At 59.0% G+C, this 15,621-nt stretch carries 18 protein-coding genes; 6 read left to right on the top strand and 12 right to left on the bottom strand.

Annotation, left to right across the window (positions count from 1 at the left end):
* Positions 1–8 precede the first annotated feature (8 nt).
* Together JO965_RS15345 and JO965_RS15340 are read right to left on the bottom strand one after the other, a co-directional pair.
* The gene (locus tag JO965_RS15345; protein WP_203439739.1) at positions 9–1,001 is read right to left on the bottom strand and encodes a type II secretion system F family protein; all 993 of its coding nucleotides are present in this window, start codon (positions 999–1,001) and stop codon (positions 9–11) included.
* 25 nt (positions 1,002–1,026) lie between these two features.
* Complete coding sequence (locus tag JO965_RS15340; protein ID WP_203439738.1) at positions 1,027–2,490, bottom strand: CpaF family protein; 1,464 nt, start codon at positions 2,488–2,490, stop codon at positions 1,027–1,029.
* Positions 2,491–2,699: 209 nt separating this feature from the next.
* Here JO965_RS15340 and JO965_RS15335 point away from each other — a divergent pair, with 209 nt between their 5' ends.
* Positions 2,700–3,167 (top strand): pilus assembly protein N-terminal domain-containing protein, encoded by a 468-nt coding sequence (locus tag JO965_RS15335; RefSeq protein WP_203439737.1) that lies wholly within the window; start codon positions 2,700–2,702, stop codon positions 3,165–3,167.
* 33 nt (positions 3,168–3,200) lie between these two features.
* On the opposite strand, the gene JO965_RS15330 is transcribed toward JO965_RS15335, so the two are convergent.
* The 7 genes from JO965_RS15330 to JO965_RS15300 all read right to left on the bottom strand — a co-directional run bounded on the left by JO965_RS15330 (position 3,201) and on the right by JO965_RS15300 (position 7,955).
* Positions 3,201–3,638: a TadE/TadG family type IV pilus assembly protein gene (locus JO965_RS15330; protein ID WP_203439736.1), complete on the bottom strand. Its 438-nt coding sequence runs from the start codon at positions 3,636–3,638 to the stop codon at positions 3,201–3,203.
* On the bottom strand, positions 3,635–4,078 hold the full coding sequence (locus JO965_RS15325; protein WP_203439735.1) for a TadE/TadG family type IV pilus assembly protein: 444 nt from the start codon (positions 4,076–4,078) through the stop codon (positions 3,635–3,637). The genes JO965_RS15330 and JO965_RS15325 overlap by 4 nt, the downstream gene beginning before the upstream one ends.
* 90 nt (positions 4,079–4,168) lie before the next feature.
* The gene (locus tag JO965_RS15320) at positions 4,169–5,500 is read right to left on the bottom strand and encodes an AAA family ATPase (protein ID WP_203439734.1); all 1,332 of its coding nucleotides are present in this window, start codon (positions 5,498–5,500) and stop codon (positions 4,169–4,171) included.
* 25 nt (positions 5,501–5,525) lie between these two features.
* Complete coding sequence (gene cpaB, locus JO965_RS15315; RefSeq protein WP_203439733.1) at positions 5,526–6,287, bottom strand: Flp pilus assembly protein CpaB; 762 nt, start codon at positions 6,285–6,287, stop codon at positions 5,526–5,528.
* Between the two features lie 61 nt (positions 6,288–6,348).
* Positions 6,349–6,864 (bottom strand): prepilin peptidase, encoded by a 516-nt coding sequence (locus JO965_RS15310; RefSeq protein ID WP_203439732.1) that lies wholly within the window; start codon positions 6,862–6,864, stop codon positions 6,349–6,351.
* 91 nt (positions 6,865–6,955) lie between these two features.
* Entirely contained in the window at positions 6,956–7,192 is a 237-nt protein-coding gene (locus tag JO965_RS15305) for a Flp family type IVb pilin (protein ID WP_203439731.1), read from the bottom strand.
* A gap of 250 nt (positions 7,193–7,442) precedes the next feature.
* A complete protein-coding gene (locus tag JO965_RS15300) occupies positions 7,443–7,955 on the bottom strand; it encodes a lipopolysaccharide assembly protein LapB (protein ID WP_203439730.1) in 513 nt (170 codons plus the stop codon).
* 340 nt (positions 7,956–8,295) lie between these two features.
* Here JO965_RS15300 and JO965_RS15295 point away from each other — a divergent pair, with 340 nt between their 5' ends.
* Together JO965_RS15295 and JO965_RS15290 are read left to right on the top strand one after the other, a co-directional pair.
* The gene (locus tag JO965_RS15295; RefSeq protein ID WP_203439729.1) at positions 8,296–9,786 is read left to right on the top strand and encodes a type II and III secretion system protein family protein; all 1,491 of its coding nucleotides are present in this window, start codon (positions 8,296–8,298) and stop codon (positions 9,784–9,786) included.
* Positions 9,787–9,817: 31 nt separating this feature from the next.
* Positions 9,818–10,072, top strand: a complete 255-nt coding sequence (locus JO965_RS15290; protein WP_203439728.1) for a hypothetical protein — start codon at positions 9,818–9,820, stop codon at positions 10,070–10,072.
* A gap of 565 nt (positions 10,073–10,637) precedes the next feature.
* On the opposite strand, the gene JO965_RS49370 is transcribed toward JO965_RS15290, so the two are convergent.
* The gene (locus JO965_RS49370; RefSeq protein WP_203439727.1) at positions 10,638–11,426 is read right to left on the bottom strand and encodes a DUF1190 domain-containing protein; all 789 of its coding nucleotides are present in this window, start codon (positions 11,424–11,426) and stop codon (positions 10,638–10,640) included.
* A gap of 581 nt (positions 11,427–12,007) precedes the next feature.
* A complete protein-coding gene (locus tag JO965_RS15280) occupies positions 12,008–13,387 on the bottom strand; it encodes a calcium-binding protein (protein ID WP_203439726.1) in 1,380 nt (459 codons plus the stop codon).
* Between the two features lie 449 nt (positions 13,388–13,836).
* On the opposite strand from JO965_RS15280, the gene JO965_RS15275 reads away from it, so the two are divergent.
* Positions 13,837–14,286, top strand: a complete 450-nt coding sequence (locus tag JO965_RS15275) for a DUF1236 domain-containing protein (protein ID WP_203439725.1) — start codon at positions 13,837–13,839, stop codon at positions 14,284–14,286.
* Here JO965_RS15275 and JO965_RS15270 read toward each other — a convergent pair.
* Entirely contained in the window at positions 14,283–14,492 is a 210-nt protein-coding gene (locus JO965_RS15270; RefSeq protein WP_203439724.1) for a hypothetical protein, read from the bottom strand. The genes JO965_RS15275 and JO965_RS15270 overlap by 4 nt on opposite strands.
* Before the next feature lie 150 nt (positions 14,493–14,642).
* On the opposite strand from JO965_RS15270, the gene JO965_RS15265 reads away from it, so the two are divergent.
* Both JO965_RS15265 and JO965_RS15260 read left to right on the top strand, forming a co-directional pair.
* Entirely contained in the window at positions 14,643–14,831 is a 189-nt protein-coding gene (locus JO965_RS15265) for a CsbD family protein (RefSeq protein WP_203439723.1), read from the top strand.
* Positions 14,828–15,175: a DUF1236 domain-containing protein gene (locus tag JO965_RS15260; RefSeq protein ID WP_203439722.1), complete on the top strand. Its 348-nt coding sequence runs from the start codon at positions 14,828–14,830 to the stop codon at positions 15,173–15,175. The genes JO965_RS15265 and JO965_RS15260 overlap by 4 nt, the downstream gene beginning before the upstream one ends.
* Positions 15,176–15,621 lie beyond the last annotated feature (446 nt).

The raw sequence follows: 15,621 nt of genomic DNA, 5'->3' as shown, positions 1-15,621 counted from the left end.
TTCGCGTCTCAGAAGTCGAAGTTGATCATTTTGCGCATGACAAGGATGCCGATCATCATCCAGAAGGCGGATATACCCAGAACGATATTGCCGATGAGGGTTGAGAACAGCAGGCCGATATAGGCGGGCGCGGTAAGATAGATGGCGCCGGCGACGACAAAGGGCAGGGCACCGATGATCCCAGCCGATGTCTTGGCTTCCGAACTAACGGCCTTAATCTTTGCCTTCATCTTCTTCCGCTCTCGCAGAACTTTAGAGAGGTTGCCAAGTGCCTCCGAGAGACTTCCACCGGTGCGGCTTTGGAGGGAAATGACAATGGAAAAGAAGCTGGCCTCCGGCAGCGGCACACGCTGCGGCAGGCGCTGCACAGCCTGTTCCATGGGCAGTCCCATAGTCTGGTCTTCCAGAATGAGCTTGAATTCGCCTCGCACTGGCTCTTGAGCCTCCTGTGAAATGATTCTCAGGCAGTCAGCGAGCGGTAAACCGGCCTTGACGCCACGCACGATAACATCGACTGCATTCGGGAATTCTGACGAGAAGGTCGCGAACCGGCGACTGCGTCGAAAGCTCACGTAGAGGTGGGGCAGTAGGAGGCCGCCGGCGAGCGCAAAGCCCAGGGCAGGTAGGATCCCCAGCCCCGACAGGGCAAGGGTAAGCAAGAGACACAAAGCTCCGGCTCCGACACTCAGGGCACAGTAAGTTCTGCTACTCCAGCTGAGACCGGCTTGGCGTATGCGTCCAAGAAGCGTTGGCTTTGCCGCCTTCTGGGCTTTTTGTGCGTCTTCGATCTCGCGCAGGGTGCTCTCAATGCTCTTCTTGCGTGAGTTGAACGATTGGCCGGAGACCTCTCGTGGGTTCCCGAGGGCTGCAATCGTCGCGAGGCGTTTATGGCTCTCCGAGCGCCGCTCGATGTAAGAGTAGAAGAGGGCAATGACGATCCCGCCGGCGCAGAAGGTCGCCAGCAAAGCGATCACGAGGGGAGTAAATTCCGGGGCCAGCATCCTTCACCACACTTCAGGAGAGAGCCTATTTGTTGGATGCCTCAGCCGCGTCGAGTGCTGTGGCGAGACGCTTCTCTTCTCCATAGTACCGCGCCCGGTCCCAGAACCGGGGCCGCCCGATGCCTGTGGAGCGATGCCGGCCCAGGATGTTGCCCTGTGCATCCTCGCCAAGAATATCGTAGAGAAAGAGATCCTGCGTGATGATCACATCTCCTTCGAGCCCGAGAACCTCGGTGATATGCGTGATGCGCCGTGAGCCGTCACGCAAACGTGCCGCTTGAATAATCACATCGACAGACGACACGATCATTTCCCGAATTGTCCTTGACGGAAGACTGAAGCCGCCCATCGTGATCATCGACTCCACGCGGGAGATGGCTTCCCTCGGTGAGTTTGCGTGCAGGGTTCCCATGGAGCCGTCATGGCCGGTGTTCATGGCCTGCAGCAGGTCAAAGGCCTCAGGGCCACGCACTTCTCCGACGATGATACGCTCGGGACGCATGCGCAGACAGTTCTTGACCAGATCACGCATGGTAATCTGTCCTTCTCCCTCGATGTTCGGTGGGCGTGTCTCCAGCCGCACGACGTGCGGCTGCTGCAACTGAAGTTCGGCAGCGTCCTCGCAGGTCACTACACGTTCCCCAGGTTCGATATAGCGGGTCAGGCAATTCAGAAGCGTCGTTTTTCCGGAGCCCGTACCGCCCGACACAATGACGTTGCAGCGGACGCGGCCAATGATCTCGAGCACCGTAGCGCCCTCAGGCGAGATGGTGCCGAAATTCACGAGTTGGTTGAGCGTAAGTTTGTCCTTCTTGAACTTGCGGATCGTGAGCGTCGGACCATCAATGGCCAGGGGAGGGGCGATGACATTGACACGGGATCCGTCCGAGAGGCGAGCGTCGCAGATCGGACTTGATTCATCCACCCGCCGGCCGACTTGGCTGACGATCCGCTGACAGATGTGCAGGAGTTGAGCATTGTCGCGAAACTGAATGTCCGTCTTCTGAACCTTGCCCGCCACTTCAATATAGACGGTATCCGCTCCGTTAACCATAATGTCGGCAATATCATCTCGGGCCAGCAGAGGTTCGAGCGGGCCATAACCGAGAACATCATTGCAGATGTCCTGGAGGAGGTCATCTTGCTCAACGATGGACAATACGAACTTCTTGGCAGTTACGATGTCCCGGACAACGTCCCCGATCGCCTCCCTGGCTTGGTCGACATCCAATTTGCCGAGCTGAGCAACATCGATAGCCTCGATGAGAGCGGCGAACACTTGAGCCTTGAGGGAGTAGTACTCTTCGGTTTTGCGCGATGCCGATGGGCGAACGCCATATCCTGTTTCTGCGTTGGGAGGGACAATGTTGGATGGAGCCTGCAGGATTCTAGTGTTGGTCTTGTGAGAGGATATCTCAGCCTGGGGAACGACCAGAGGTACAGGTGCCCGTGTCACGTGCTCGTCCTGCAGAACTCTCTTGCCAAACATCACTGAAGTCCTCGCTTGCCCTGTCCTCCGCTCTGCCGGAAGGCGCGGCCGCCCGACACCGCAAGATGCTCATTAAAGCCCGTTGTAACCACCGGTCCATTCGGCCGCATGGCCTAGATGACGGGTGGGTTCTATCGGCTAAATGGTCTAATTGCCTGCTCGCTGGCAGACATGGTTTGAATAGGCTGGTGACTGAACGGGAGTTTCAGATGTTGAGTGCGTCTTGGAGGGCCGTTATCGCGACCGTTCTGGTGGTTGCTGGAGCCGCCTCCACACAGGCGCGCGCCGACGAGCTGGCCGACCGTATCTCGGCTCCACGAAAAGGATCAAGCTCGCTGGTCAGTCCAGATGCCTCTAGCCTGCGTGTCGTGATCGATTTTGCCAAACTGCTGTCGTTTGATCAGCCCGCCCGCACGATCATTCTCGGAAACCCGGCCGTTGTCGACGGGACACTGAACGACGAATATACCCTGATCCTGACGGGAAAATCCGTTGGAACGACGAACATGATCGTCCTCGACGGAGAGGGGCGGGAGATCCTCAACACGACCGTGAGCGTCGTCGGGAACGCGCGTCAGCTGACGACAGTTCATCAGGGAGCTGTGCAGCAGGTTTATTTCTGCGACGGTTCATGCAGGCCGCTTTCGGCACCAGCGGCCCCGACAACCAGCAAATGAACATCTAGCTTGTACCTGACCGAGGCAGATTCCTCAGGTGATCTTCGGAATACGTCGTGTGACGCCGAGGGTGAATTGTTTATCAAGCAGGTCCGGGATCAATGGCTTGAACAACATCCGTGCCGAGAGCACCTTGAAGTCGAGGCCACTCGGAACATCGACAAAGGTAATCTCGACGGTTGGGCGCACGTCACTCAAGGTCCCTGAACCTGACGCTGCTCCGGATGTCACGAACTCAGCGAGAACCTCGTCGGTCAATTGCTGGTCGGTGGCCTCGGGATGAGTTATGCCGATGCGGACTGCGCGATCCACTGCAAAAGACATCCTGTTGTAGAGATAAAGCCCTCTGCCGAATTCGATGATGCCGAGGATGAGGAGGAGCATAGGCAGCGCAATAAGCGCGAACTCGGCAGCGGTCGATCCGCTCTCGCAGTTGGACAAGCGCAGGAATGGACCTGATGTCCTGGTCAACGGACCTCCACCTCGAGAGTTGGACTGAACCTGAGATTCGGAATGAGCATGCCTGTATAGGTGCTGGAGCCGGAAAGAGAGTAGAAGGCCAAGGTGGCCGGAGCCGTTCCCGTGCAAATGGTCGAACAGAGCACCTTGGCGCCCTGGTTGCTCGGACAGACGCAGTAGCGCTCAATCGTGAACGTCAAAGGCGGTTTGCCTCCGCTTGGTGTGGAGCTGCCGATCGCGAACGTATCCCCTGCAACGGTCTCGAGAACCGTCTGAACTGTGCTGGCTCCCGGATCCATCATGGCGCTCTGGGCCCCGGCACGCAGGACGTGGTCGATCGTCATACGCTGGTGGGCGGCAAGGCCGATGTCAGCTGTCATTACGAAGCCGATCACAAAGAGCGGAACGATCAATGCAAACTCAATCGCCGACAGTCCACGCTCGTTCTCCATCAGAGCCGCAAGTCTGGCCCTGGATCGATCGAGTCTGCTGCTTTTCTGCGCGCTCATCATGTGGTCCAAAAGCCTCCGCTGCTTATCGCGCTACATCGTCTTTACCTTGCCGATCAAAGAACCTAGTCCGAGCAATCGCTTCCTTGAGCGATTCAATCCGTGCCGACCGGAGAGAGCGTCAGCAATGTTCGCAAACGCCTTGGCGGCAGCGCTCTTTCCGGAGGTTTCTGCAACCACTTTCCCCTTGTTCGCGGCATTGCCGAACAGGCTCGCGTCGAATGCAATGCAAGCAAGCGGCTCGATCTGCAGGGACTTGGCGAACTCCTTTGGTGAAATTTCCGGCCGCTTCGGCATTCCCACCTGGTTGAGGACGAGCTTCGGCGGTGGGTCGTGAGGGCGCGCTTGTTTTAGAACATGGACCAGGTTCTTGGCATTGCGCAAATTGGCGAGGTCCGGGGACGCTGTGATAACAATGTCATCGGCTGCGACAAGTACGTTCCTGGTCCATGAGGTCCACTGGTGAGGCACATCCAAGACCATGAACGGCACGTTCGCCTGCGCGACCTCGAGCAGAGGCTCCATGACATTCGAAGGCAGATCATAGGGTCTCTCCAGATGAGCGGGAGCGGCCAGCAAGCTCAAGTGATTATCATGCTTCAGCAGCAGACGGTCGAGAAGGACCTCGTCGAGCCGGCCTGTATCTTGAATGGCGTCGGCAATACCCTGATCAACGTCAAGATTGAAGTTGAGAGCCGCCGTCCCGAAGGGCAGATCCATATCCGCCAGAACAACATCGCAGCTGAGTTGATGCGCGATTGTCCAAGCAACGTTATGGGCTATCGTGGATGAGCCGACCCCGCCCTTCGCGCCGATGAAGGCATAGCTTCTTCCGAGCTTGCTCGAACTCTGCTCTTCGAAAATTCTTGAAATCGAGGCAATGAGATCAACAGGGGAAACCGGAGCCAATAGGTAGTCGCTGACCCCTCGCTTGAGGAGTTCGCGGTAAAAGGTGATGTCGTTCGTATAGCCGATCGCCAGAACGCGCGTGCCGGCATCGCAGACCTGCGCGAGTTGATCCAAGTGCGTCAGAAAGGCGTCACCCGCGGAGCCGCTCTCGATGATCACGAGGTTGGGTGTCGGCGTCTGCTGATACTGCCTGATGGCAGCGGTGATACCCCCCATATGGCAGCTGACACGGGCACGATGCATCAGCCGGTCTTTCGCGGCGCTTTCCAGGGCCGCGGCAATATCCGGGGTGTCGCAGAAGGCTTGAACGGCGATTCTCGGAATCCTGAGCGCCGGGCGAGGAGTGCTGGACACATGAGCGCCGTTCTCCGCACGGAACGTATGCTCATCCCGGCTATCGGCGTCCGCAATCTGCCGTGAAGAACCGTTGGCCACGTCGAACGTCAAGTCCGTCATCGACAAGTCTCCGCTCACCAGTCCTTCAGAATTTCACGATTTCGCTCTGTCCGGCGCGTAGGAAGCGCACGGACACATTGCTCGGACGCTGAAGCGTCGGCTCTTCCGAATTGTCGGAGGACGAGCGTAGCGCCAAAGAGAGAATACCCGCAGCCTGCCCCGCTGCGATCGCCTCGGCCTGATCCGGGCTGAGCTCCAGGGTTGCCGTCTTGCCGACCACCGCTTGGCCTTTGGTTTCATCAACCTTCTGGTCGACGGCAAGGACTCGAATGTTGGTGAGAAGGGTGCGGCTCAGGTTCTCGGTTTGCCCCTGACCAGGGCGTGCAACAGTCTGGATCACGTCAACCCTGTCATTGGGAAGGATGAAGCCGCCGGCCGTGCTTTCCACGGAAATCCTGATCGCAACCGCGCGCCTGCCTGGCGACAGCATGGCCGCGAGCAGATTTGATCCACGGGACAGTTTGTCCTCCCGGATCGGTTCGCCGGAGATGAAGTGGCTTCGCACCATCATGCCCGCCATTTTTTTGACTGCCTCGGGCTGCGCGGTTCGAGTTACAAATCCAGAGCTGACGGCGCTGAGGGGCCAGGATTGCCAGCGAACACCCTTTTCGTCCAGGAGCCTCCCTTGCTCCAAGTCGGCGGCTGCGACCAGGACCTCCGTCATCTGTTGAGGAGGAGAGGGTGTCTCGATTGTGGTAACGGCGACGCCGGGCTGCATCGACAGAGCGAGCCAGCCCGCAAGACTACCTGCACCGATGGCAACGATCAGAATGAAGACACGCAGCATGGTTCAAAGCCTCGTCTGTGGTCGGATGCCGATGGCCCGCCATGATCTGCTGAGAGCCGGTCTATGACAGAGCCTTCAGCCAGGGCGTCCCTGGAAAAATCAGCAGCGCCGCTACCGCAATCGCGACGCCGTAGGGCACGCCCGAATTGCGGGCGTGAAGCTGCGTCACCCATGGGATGCGGCGAAACCCTGCCGGCAGCGCTATCGCACGGAACTGAAGCAGCAGAAGCGTCAGCACGCTCCCGGCGACGGCCATGTACAAGGCAAAGGGCAAGGCCCGATCCGCCCCGAGCCACAGCACGACGACAGCGGCCAGCTTGGCATCGCCGCCACCGATCCAGCCGAGGCCGAAGAAGATGAACATCCCGGCCAGGACGGCCAGAGCGGCGGCGGCATTGAGGCCGATCTCAACCGCTCCGAAACCCGCAAGGGGAGCGAAAGCGGCATAGGCGCCGAGAAGAAACAGAACAAGTTCATTCCGGATCTTCATCGTCGTCAGATCCATGGCACCGGCCCAGAGCGTCGCGGACACGAAGCACAGGCTGGCTGCCAGCGAAAACAGGGCGGAAATCGTCATGACGTTATTGCGCGTGGATGGATAATCAGCGCCTGACTTTGGCCAGAGCAGAGGGGGTGCGCCCCTCTGCATCTACCTCGGCCACGATTAGCTAAGGTGTGCCAGTTCCGCCCGTTCCACCAGTTCCACCGGTTCCGGTGCTGTTCTTCACCTCCGTCGCTGTGGAGGAAAGTTTGCCTCCAAGCTCAGTGAACGTCTCCTTGAGCCCATTGCCGAACGTTGATATTGCAGTAATAACCAAGACTGCCATCAGGCCTGCGATGAGGCCATACTCGATGGCAGTGGCGCCGGATTCATTCTTGATGAAGCGGGTCGCAAGGGACTTCATGGTATTCTCTCCTCGACTAGTCCATTGAACAGCTGCATCTCCGATACAGCCCCCCACAAGCCCATACGGGTGTGTCGTCTTGATAAGAGAATGGGACGCAGGAACAGTCCATTCAGCCTGATGGCCTAGAGCCTTGAGCGGCCGTGCTTCAGCCAAATGGTCTATGAGCTTGGAGCAGGCCGGGCGGATGCCAACGTGCTGCCGAGGGGATGCTCCGAGGGGACTACTTTCGAACCTGCAACTCGCAGTTCTACCGGGACTTTCTCAAGCCGTCACGCAGGAGTTCGAGATTATTGTTGACGGTGACGCTTGTCGGATCGATCTCGTGAGCTTTTAGAAAGTTTGCACGGGCTTTGACCGGGTCGCCCCGGAGCAAGAACGAATAGCCGACATTATTGTAATACTCCGCTCGATCGCCAATCAATCGACCAGCCTCCCGATAGGCGCGGTCTGAGAGATCGAACCGACGAACACGATCGTAGGAGGCGGCAAGACCGAGCCAGGCCTCCGGATCATTGGGCGAAATTTCGACAGCGCGCTCGTAGTAGCGGGCCGCGTGGCCATAATTGCCCTCGGAAAACTGCAGCTGAGCGACTTGGAGAACTTCTCCATCAGGGTAGGGATCGACCGAGTCCGGCAGAGCCAATTCGGCTGCACCGTTGCCGAAGGCCGAGAGAGTGCCACCGGTGCTATTGCAGGCTCCAAGCAAGGGAACAGCACAGACAAGCAGACCAATCGCGGCGGTCCGTCCAATCAATCTCATCGCCATCTGCCCCCACGTCATTTTGTTCCGGGTGATCCGGAATCTCGTTGATTCTCCACGAGGCCCATGCTTGCTCGGCCATTTGCAGGCCTTGTATGCCGCTTTCGGCGCCAGCCAGGGCCACGAAGTGCACCAGAACTTGCCTCCAGATGTCCCGCCGCGCATCGTCATCGCGAGGAGATTGGAAAACCTGTTCTACGTAACTTAGTCGAACAGTCCTTTACGTGACGTTAACCATGATGGTCTTTCATATATTGACGTCTAGGTCAGCTGATCGAGGAAGTATTTCCTGGGAGGTGACCTAGAGAACACGAATACCGGCAGGGGCGGGCTTTCCAAGATGCGAGTGAACTATGGCCTTGCGCGCCTTCGTGCTGCGCTGAGCGGGATCGTGTTCACGATGGTTGCTGGATTGCTCGTCCTGCCGACCTTCTCTGCACAGGCGCAAGAAAAGCTGCTGCGATTCAACAAGGGGCGGGCCACCGGCGAGATCAACGTTGCCCAGGGACAGTTCCTGACCGCCACGACTGTGTCCGATGTCGGGCGCGTCGTTGTCGGAAATTCTGATATTGCGACTGCCGTTCCGCTCACCGGACGCTCCTTCTACGTTTTGGGAAAGACGGAAGGGCGTACCAATGTCGCCGTCTATGACGGAAGCGACCAACTGTTGGGCATCGTCAATGTGGAAGTCGGCGCAGATACGCCCGATCTTGCTATGGCGATCCAAGAGGCCATCCCCAAGGCGAATATCAAGGTCGAAACGGTCAATGGCCGACTTCGGCTGAGCGGCACGGTTCCTGACGCCATCATGTTACGCAAGGCGCTTGAGATTGCGGAACAGTATGGATCTGATGGAGTCATCAATGCTTTACGCGTCACAGGCGGCCAGCAGGTCTTGCTAGAGGTACGCTTCATCGAGGCGAACCGGAATGCGGGCCGCGAACTCGGCGTCAGCTGGTCGGCCCGCCGTGCCAATGACAAGAGCGGACGCGGGGTCACGACAGGCGGCTTCCTCCCCACCTCGAACAGCGGAGTCATCAGCTTCAATCCGCTTCTTCCTAGTGGAAGCGTCCCATTTGGGACCGTTCTGGCGCAGGTTCTCGGAGGAGGCATCAGCGCGGATATTCTAGTCCAGGCACTTGAGGACAAGGGTCTCGCCCGCCGCCTGGCGGAGCCCAATCTCATTGCGCTGTCCGGCGAGAAGGCAAGCTTCCTGGCCGGCGGCGAGGTTCCGATCCCGGTTGCCTCTGACGACAACAACATCACTGTGACTTACAAGGAATACGGCGTCCGCCTGAACTTCACCCCGGTGGTGCTCGATAACGGCTTGATCAATCTCAAGCTTGAGCCCGAAGTCAGTCAGGTCGACGAGTCGATCAGGGTGAGCACGGGAGCGATTTCGATTCCTGGCTTCATCACCCGGCGTGCCAGCACATCGATCGAGGTGCGAGACGGACAGAGCTTCGCCATGGCCGGGCTCCTGCAGAGCGTCCACACCAAGAATCGCGAGCAGATCCCCTGGCTCGGTCAGTTGCCAATTATCGGCACGCTTTTCAGTTCCTCCTCCTTTCAGGAGGAAGAGACCGACCTGGTGATCATCGTGACCCCACATCTGGTGAGGCCTGCGAAGCCAGGCCAGCCGATACGCACGCGACTTGATGGCGCCAAGCCTAGCAATGACCCGGAGTTCTTCCTTCTCGGTGCCATGGAGATCGACAGTGACACGCAGAAGCGATTCGCTGACGGTGCCGGAGTGATCGGTCCCTATGGTCACATCGTCGAGCTCAAATCTGGAAAGCGAAATGTCAGCAGAAAAGTCGTCAAACACTAGGCGTTGGATTCAGGCGTCAGCTGGCTTTCTGATGCTGTCGGTGCTTGGAGGATGTGTCGATTATCTGGAGCATCGCGATACGATCACCCTCCGGGCAGGCGATGCGCAGGCGTGGAACAAGACGGTTCATACGGCCGATCCCTGGCCGCCCTACGTCATGAACAATCATATCCCAGGTGATGGGCAGCGCACAGCTGCCGTTATCCAACGCTACAGCACAGGCGATGCCGGTTCTGTCGATGGATATGCAGCCGCCGGCGCGGCAGCGGCGCGCCCTACGAAGTGAGGGCTCAAGAGGGTGCCTGATTCCATACTTGTCAGTGCACCCCAGCGCTATTGTTAGGGAATGCCCAAAAGGCGGTCATCCTGGTCAACGCCGCGGAAGGACAAGGACGAAGCGGCGCCGCTGATATCGACGAGATCGCTTTCGATCTCTCGTTGAAGGTCTCAGCCCACCCAGAGGTCGACAAGTGTGCCGAGGACACTCTAGCCCTGAGAGCCATTGCTCCTGAGATTTTTGAAATGGCGGATTGTGACCACCCTGGAAACTGGCAAGACTTGGGGGCGACGAGCTAAGCCCCGGCAAACTCGCTCGACACCGCAGGTGGCCTCGTCATGAATCCTCGGACCAGAGAGTTGCTGAAACGCATAGTGGAACTATTCGACTCAGGGCGCCCCCGGGTTGTCCGGCTTGCCAGCGGTTCGCCTCCCACTGCACGCTATGCGTTGGTCCTGAAGTGATCTTGCTTGCCGGCTTGCGAGTGAAATCTGCCTCGCAGGCGTCAGGCGGTAGGACACGATCAGGGAGTGTTGGTTCGATGTGAGACCAACCTTGCTCGTCGGCGACCCGCTCATCCCTCTGACGCGTGAACGAAGCGGGGTGGGACGATCCGGCGTGTTCCTGCCAGCGGGCGAAAGTGACGAGTTGCCAGGGGGTCGCCGAATTGCGCAACGGTGTCGAGATGAGGAGCGAAAAGTCCGGGATGCGCCGGCGACGATTCGTGGCTTCGATCAGCTCGCATCGTAATCGCTTCACAGAACTGCTGGCACCACTCGAGAAGTTTTGTTGCCAGAGGCGGGGACGACGGTTGCGCCGGGGCATCGTCTCGGCCGATATCGACCCTGCCTCTGAGGGCCCACGTCGACGGATCGCTCGTCGGCTGCTCCTGAGGCCTCTGTGCGGCCGCCCACCGGGTTTGTGCTTCCTGGTATCGGGTCGGCGAGCGGGTGTCCCGGCGTTCCAGGACCGTGCGAGCGCTGAATTGGATTGCCGGATGGCTGCCGCCGAGAACCGGAACCACTGTCCGATCCTTTGAATTCACGGTCACCTGTATCCCCTTCATCGCTGGGCTAAAGCGAAGAGCGGTGGGGTCGGAAGGTGTGGCAAAACTTATGGTGCAGCGGGGAAAATGGCGCTCGCATGCGGACTGCTCATCAAAGACCGGGACACTGTCCTCGAATTCGGCCTCCGCATTGGCAAAAGCATTACGGCACTCGGCGGGAGAGAGGAGGCCAGCGGCAAGGCACGCGCGGCTTGTGATATAGAAATCAGTTTGTGGTTGGGCCCGAACGGGTGCACCGAGGATAAGCCCTATGAGAGCGAGCACGATACGAGGTGAAAATATCGGGCAGAGGCGCATATGATCGATCTCGCGCGGCGGATTGCGGGCGGCTGAGCACTCACATCGAAGGTGGAAGAGGTCCAAACACCTCGTCGCAGGTTCCTACGTGATTCCTCCCCGCTTGTCCGACAATAGCCCACCGATCCTGCGCGAAGCTGTCGTCCAATGAGGTCATGATCCTTCGTTTGCCAGCGTGGGTAATGACACAAGCCGTTTGCGGCGCATCTGATCAGGCGAACACATCCCAGCTTTCTGGGCGCCAAACGGTTGGGACGACGGCTATGATCCACCAGGCGCTTTTCCATCGGCCTCAAAGCGGCGCCATCACTTGCGCAACCATGGCTCGTGTGATCCTAGGCAACATCGAGATGATCCACACGATGTGGAAACGATAGGAGAAGCATACCTGTAAGCGGCCGCTATCCCTCGCCGAGCACTTTGCTCTGTTAGTCGCACGAGTTCTCTGCAAACACGTTATCCCTTCTCGTCTCCATTCCCGATTTGCGACGGAGTTCAACCGGCGTTTGTTCCATGTCCTGAGAGACCACACGTCTCTCAGGACTTTGGACGAGCACACCCGCAACAGGTCGATTCCCACTTTACAGGATTACCAGGAAGTCTCTTGCGGCGACATTGTTGGGGCTTCCGGCAATCGTTGCAAAATGGGTCTGGCCTGCCCCTCCAACACCATCGGGGTCAAAATACAAGGCACCCGAGACCGTGTCGTAGATAATCCGGTCGCTGCCGTCGGCAGCGGCCGTGCCCACACGGAACGCGCTGCCCCGCAGCACCCCGGCGGCCAAGCCCGTGAACACATCGTTGTCCAGTACAATCGTATCAGAGCCCCGGAGGTCGTTGATCGTGTCGACATTCTCTGGGCTCAGGGCTGTGCTGAAGGTAAACCGGTCGAAGCCTGACCCACCTGTCAGAACGTCCGCACCCAGTCCGCCATCGAGGCGATCATTTCCGCTGTCTCCTCGCAGCCGGTCATCGCCCTCACCACCATTCAGGCGATCATGGCCTGAGCCCCCAAAGAGCCGATCATCGCCTGCGTCACCATCGGCTCGGTCATTGCCTGTCCCGCACCGGATCTCGTCATCGTCTCCCCCGCCGTTGATCCGGTCGTTACCATCGCCGCCGAACAGGCGGTCGTTGGCAAAGCCGCCTGACAGTCGATCATGACCCTCCTGCCCAAAGAGAATATCGGCGAACCTGCCGCCTGTGAGACTGTCGTTGCCGCCCTCACCAAAGAAAATTGCCGGCGCGTCCGCGGCTGTGAAGTTGTTTCGGGCGTCAGTGCCAAAGCGGATGTCATGCAAGGGCAGGGCGTCCCGAAGTAAGTCAACCTGGGCGCTGCCCAGGTTGAATTGCATCTGATCCAGCGAGAAACTGGACACGCCCACCGGAAGAGCGGCTGTGAGGGTAAACGTGAACCCGCTGAACGTAGCTTCCTGGTTCCCGTCGACAAGGTCGGGCAGCATCACGTACTCAAAGGCGTTCGGGTCTGATGAAACAATATTAGGTGCGGCAAAATCAGTGATGGGGTTTGCCGTCATAGTCGGGGGAGGAAGGGCTGCACCCAGCACCCCTGTGAGTGTCATACCTACAGTAAGCTCCGCACCGGCAGGAAGGTTCGGGCCGCCGAAGCTCAATCCGGGCGCGAACTTATGATTGTTTGGGAATACGGCCGGGGGCGGCTCCCCGAGTGTGGTGCCCACAAATGATGAGGGATTGTAGGGCGAACCGACACCCAGGTCCTTCAGCCGCAGGGATTGCTTGACGCCGCTTTCCCGATCAACGAATTCGACATTGATAGTTAGCTGAGTGTCCCCTGCCGCGAAGGTCGCATCCGACAACGCAATCAGGCTTCCGAGGAAATTGTCCTGCTCGGCCGCCCCCGATGCACCGGAGCTTTGACTCCCCCGCTGAACGAGCGTTCCTGAGTCAAGGTCGTACCTGATTGTGATTGGAGCCGGCATTTCAACCTCCCGAGAGACCGTGGGCCCACGGTTGCCCACATAACGCCCCTGATGGAGACATCAGCCACAAGGCCGCCGTTCTTGATCGAGGTGCGGCTCGACGCTACTCACAAGGCTGATACCAACGAGAGGATCACAGGTTCGTGTCTCGAGTGCGGCAGGTGAACGGTTCTGGGGGAGTACCATCAGGCTCATCGGAGGGTGCCGGGTAGGGGCAATGTAGAGGGTGACGTCGCCCCGTCTCCCTCGCAATACCCGCCGGTGCTTCCCGGCTGAAGTGATCTCGCATGCCGTGTGGTTTTACTTCCGCTTCCCCTCGGGGGCACATAAGGATCTACGGACGAGACTCGTCCTGCGCCACTGTCCGCGGAACTCTTCCGCATCATGCCGCAGTACGGAACTGCCAGTATGTAGTGGTGCGCGATGAGATCGCGATCGTCGAGCCAAGGATGAAGAAGATCGTAGAGGTGATCCACAAGTCGGGTGAAGCGCGCAAGTCGGCATCGACCAGCCTAAGCAGCGAGCAGCGCGAGAGGTTCAAGACCTCGATGGAGACCACTGGATCTAAGCGCCAGGCCTCATCCACCAAGATCGAGATCCGCGAAGGCGTGACGCCGCCAGAGGACGTCGAGATCATGGTCGTTCCGCAGACCATCATCACGGAGGCGCCGGAGCTTCGCAGCTATCGGTATGTGGTGATCGGAGATGAAGTTGTGCTGGTTGAGCCTGAAACCCGCTGTGTGATTGAAGTCATCGAACAGGCAACGAACGGCGAAGGGAGACGATCTCCCTCCGCCACGTCTGCTCAAGATGTCTCGTCGGCTTGCCGGACGAAATCTGTCGCCCTTTTTATGCCTTCCGCAGGCAGGACAGGGACCGGTCATGGAAATCCCGTCTAGGATGCCGAATGAAACAGGTAGAAGCCGTTGGCTTCCGCAGAAACATGGGCGGCCTCGGCGTCGAACCCGGACAGGGTGCCGATGTCGAGCGAGCGGGCATATTCCCATAGCTCCTCCGTCACGAAGACCGGGACGGGGACGTTCTCGGGGACAGCACAGTACAGATCCGCTTCATCCTTGCGCCGGAATAGGTTGTAGGTGCGCATCGGTCAACCTCCTTGCGCTCTTCTGATGGGCCGGAGGTCCTAGAGGCTCCATGCGGCAGGAGTGTGGAGCTGTTAAGAGCACGACGCCGCACGGCGGAACGGCACCGCCCGCCATACGTTTCCAGATCGAGTTTTTGCAGGAGAGACAACATGGATCAAGATCGTATCGAAGGAAGCGCCAAGACCTTGAGTGGACGCGTGAAGGAGTTCTTCGGACGGATGTTTGGCGACAGCAAGCTGCGCGCCGAGGGCAAGATGGATCAGGCCGAGGGCCGGATCCAGAATGCGGTCGGCGGGCTGAAGGACAGCCTGCGTGACGAGGACAGGCGCGGGCCGTGATCGCGCGTTCCGGCGTGATCCTTGTCGCCGCCATGCTCATGGCGCAGGTGGCACTGGCGCAGACAGGCGGCACGCCGGTTGAAACCGCACCGGTGCTGCTGCCGCCGGACAAGCAGGCGACCATCAGGCAGCACTTGCAGCGGGAGAAGATGCCGGAGGCACAGGCCGGCGCGCCCATCGCGGTCGGATCCGTCGTTCCGGACGAAGTGGAATTGTGGAGCCTGCCCCAGGATACGGTAACGGAAGTGCCGAGCGTAACGCGGTACAAGTTCTTTCGGGCAGGCAATGCGATCGCGGTCGTCGATCCCGAGAACCGCAAGATTATCCAGGTCATCACGGATTAGGTTTAGAGGCCGTCGGCCTCTATTGGGGGCATAGCGACCGCTGCATAGTCGCGCAAAATAGGAGCAAGCGGCGCGCATAAGGAAGAGCGGTGGCGCTCCTGCGGTCGCCGTGCGAGCTATCGGTACTAACCAACCTTCGCAGTTCGCCGACGGCTTCTTCCGGTTTATCAATCAACGTTGTGCAAGGGGATCAGTCGCGCGTTGATGAGGAAGAACCAAGATGAGACCCGCGTCAGTGGATCGGTGGAGTACTGCCATAGTGGTCGTTCTCGGAGGCGTGCTGGGCATGATGATGGCCACGGCGTACCATCTTCTGCATGATCACACGGGGCTTCCCTCCCGAGACTTGCTCGCGCACTTCATCCCGCAATTGATCTCAGGTTGTGTGGGTGGTGCACTGGTGCTCGGATCGGCCGCCGTGGTCCATAATCGCAAGAGGCAGGCAA

This window comes from Microvirga sp. VF16, from assembly GCF_016864375.1.
Classification (GTDB): Bacteria; Pseudomonadota; Alphaproteobacteria; order Rhizobiales; family Beijerinckiaceae; genus Microvirga.
The sequence above is the reverse complement of the archived record's forward strand: the minus strand, read 5'-3'. Positions and strand labels throughout refer to the sequence as shown.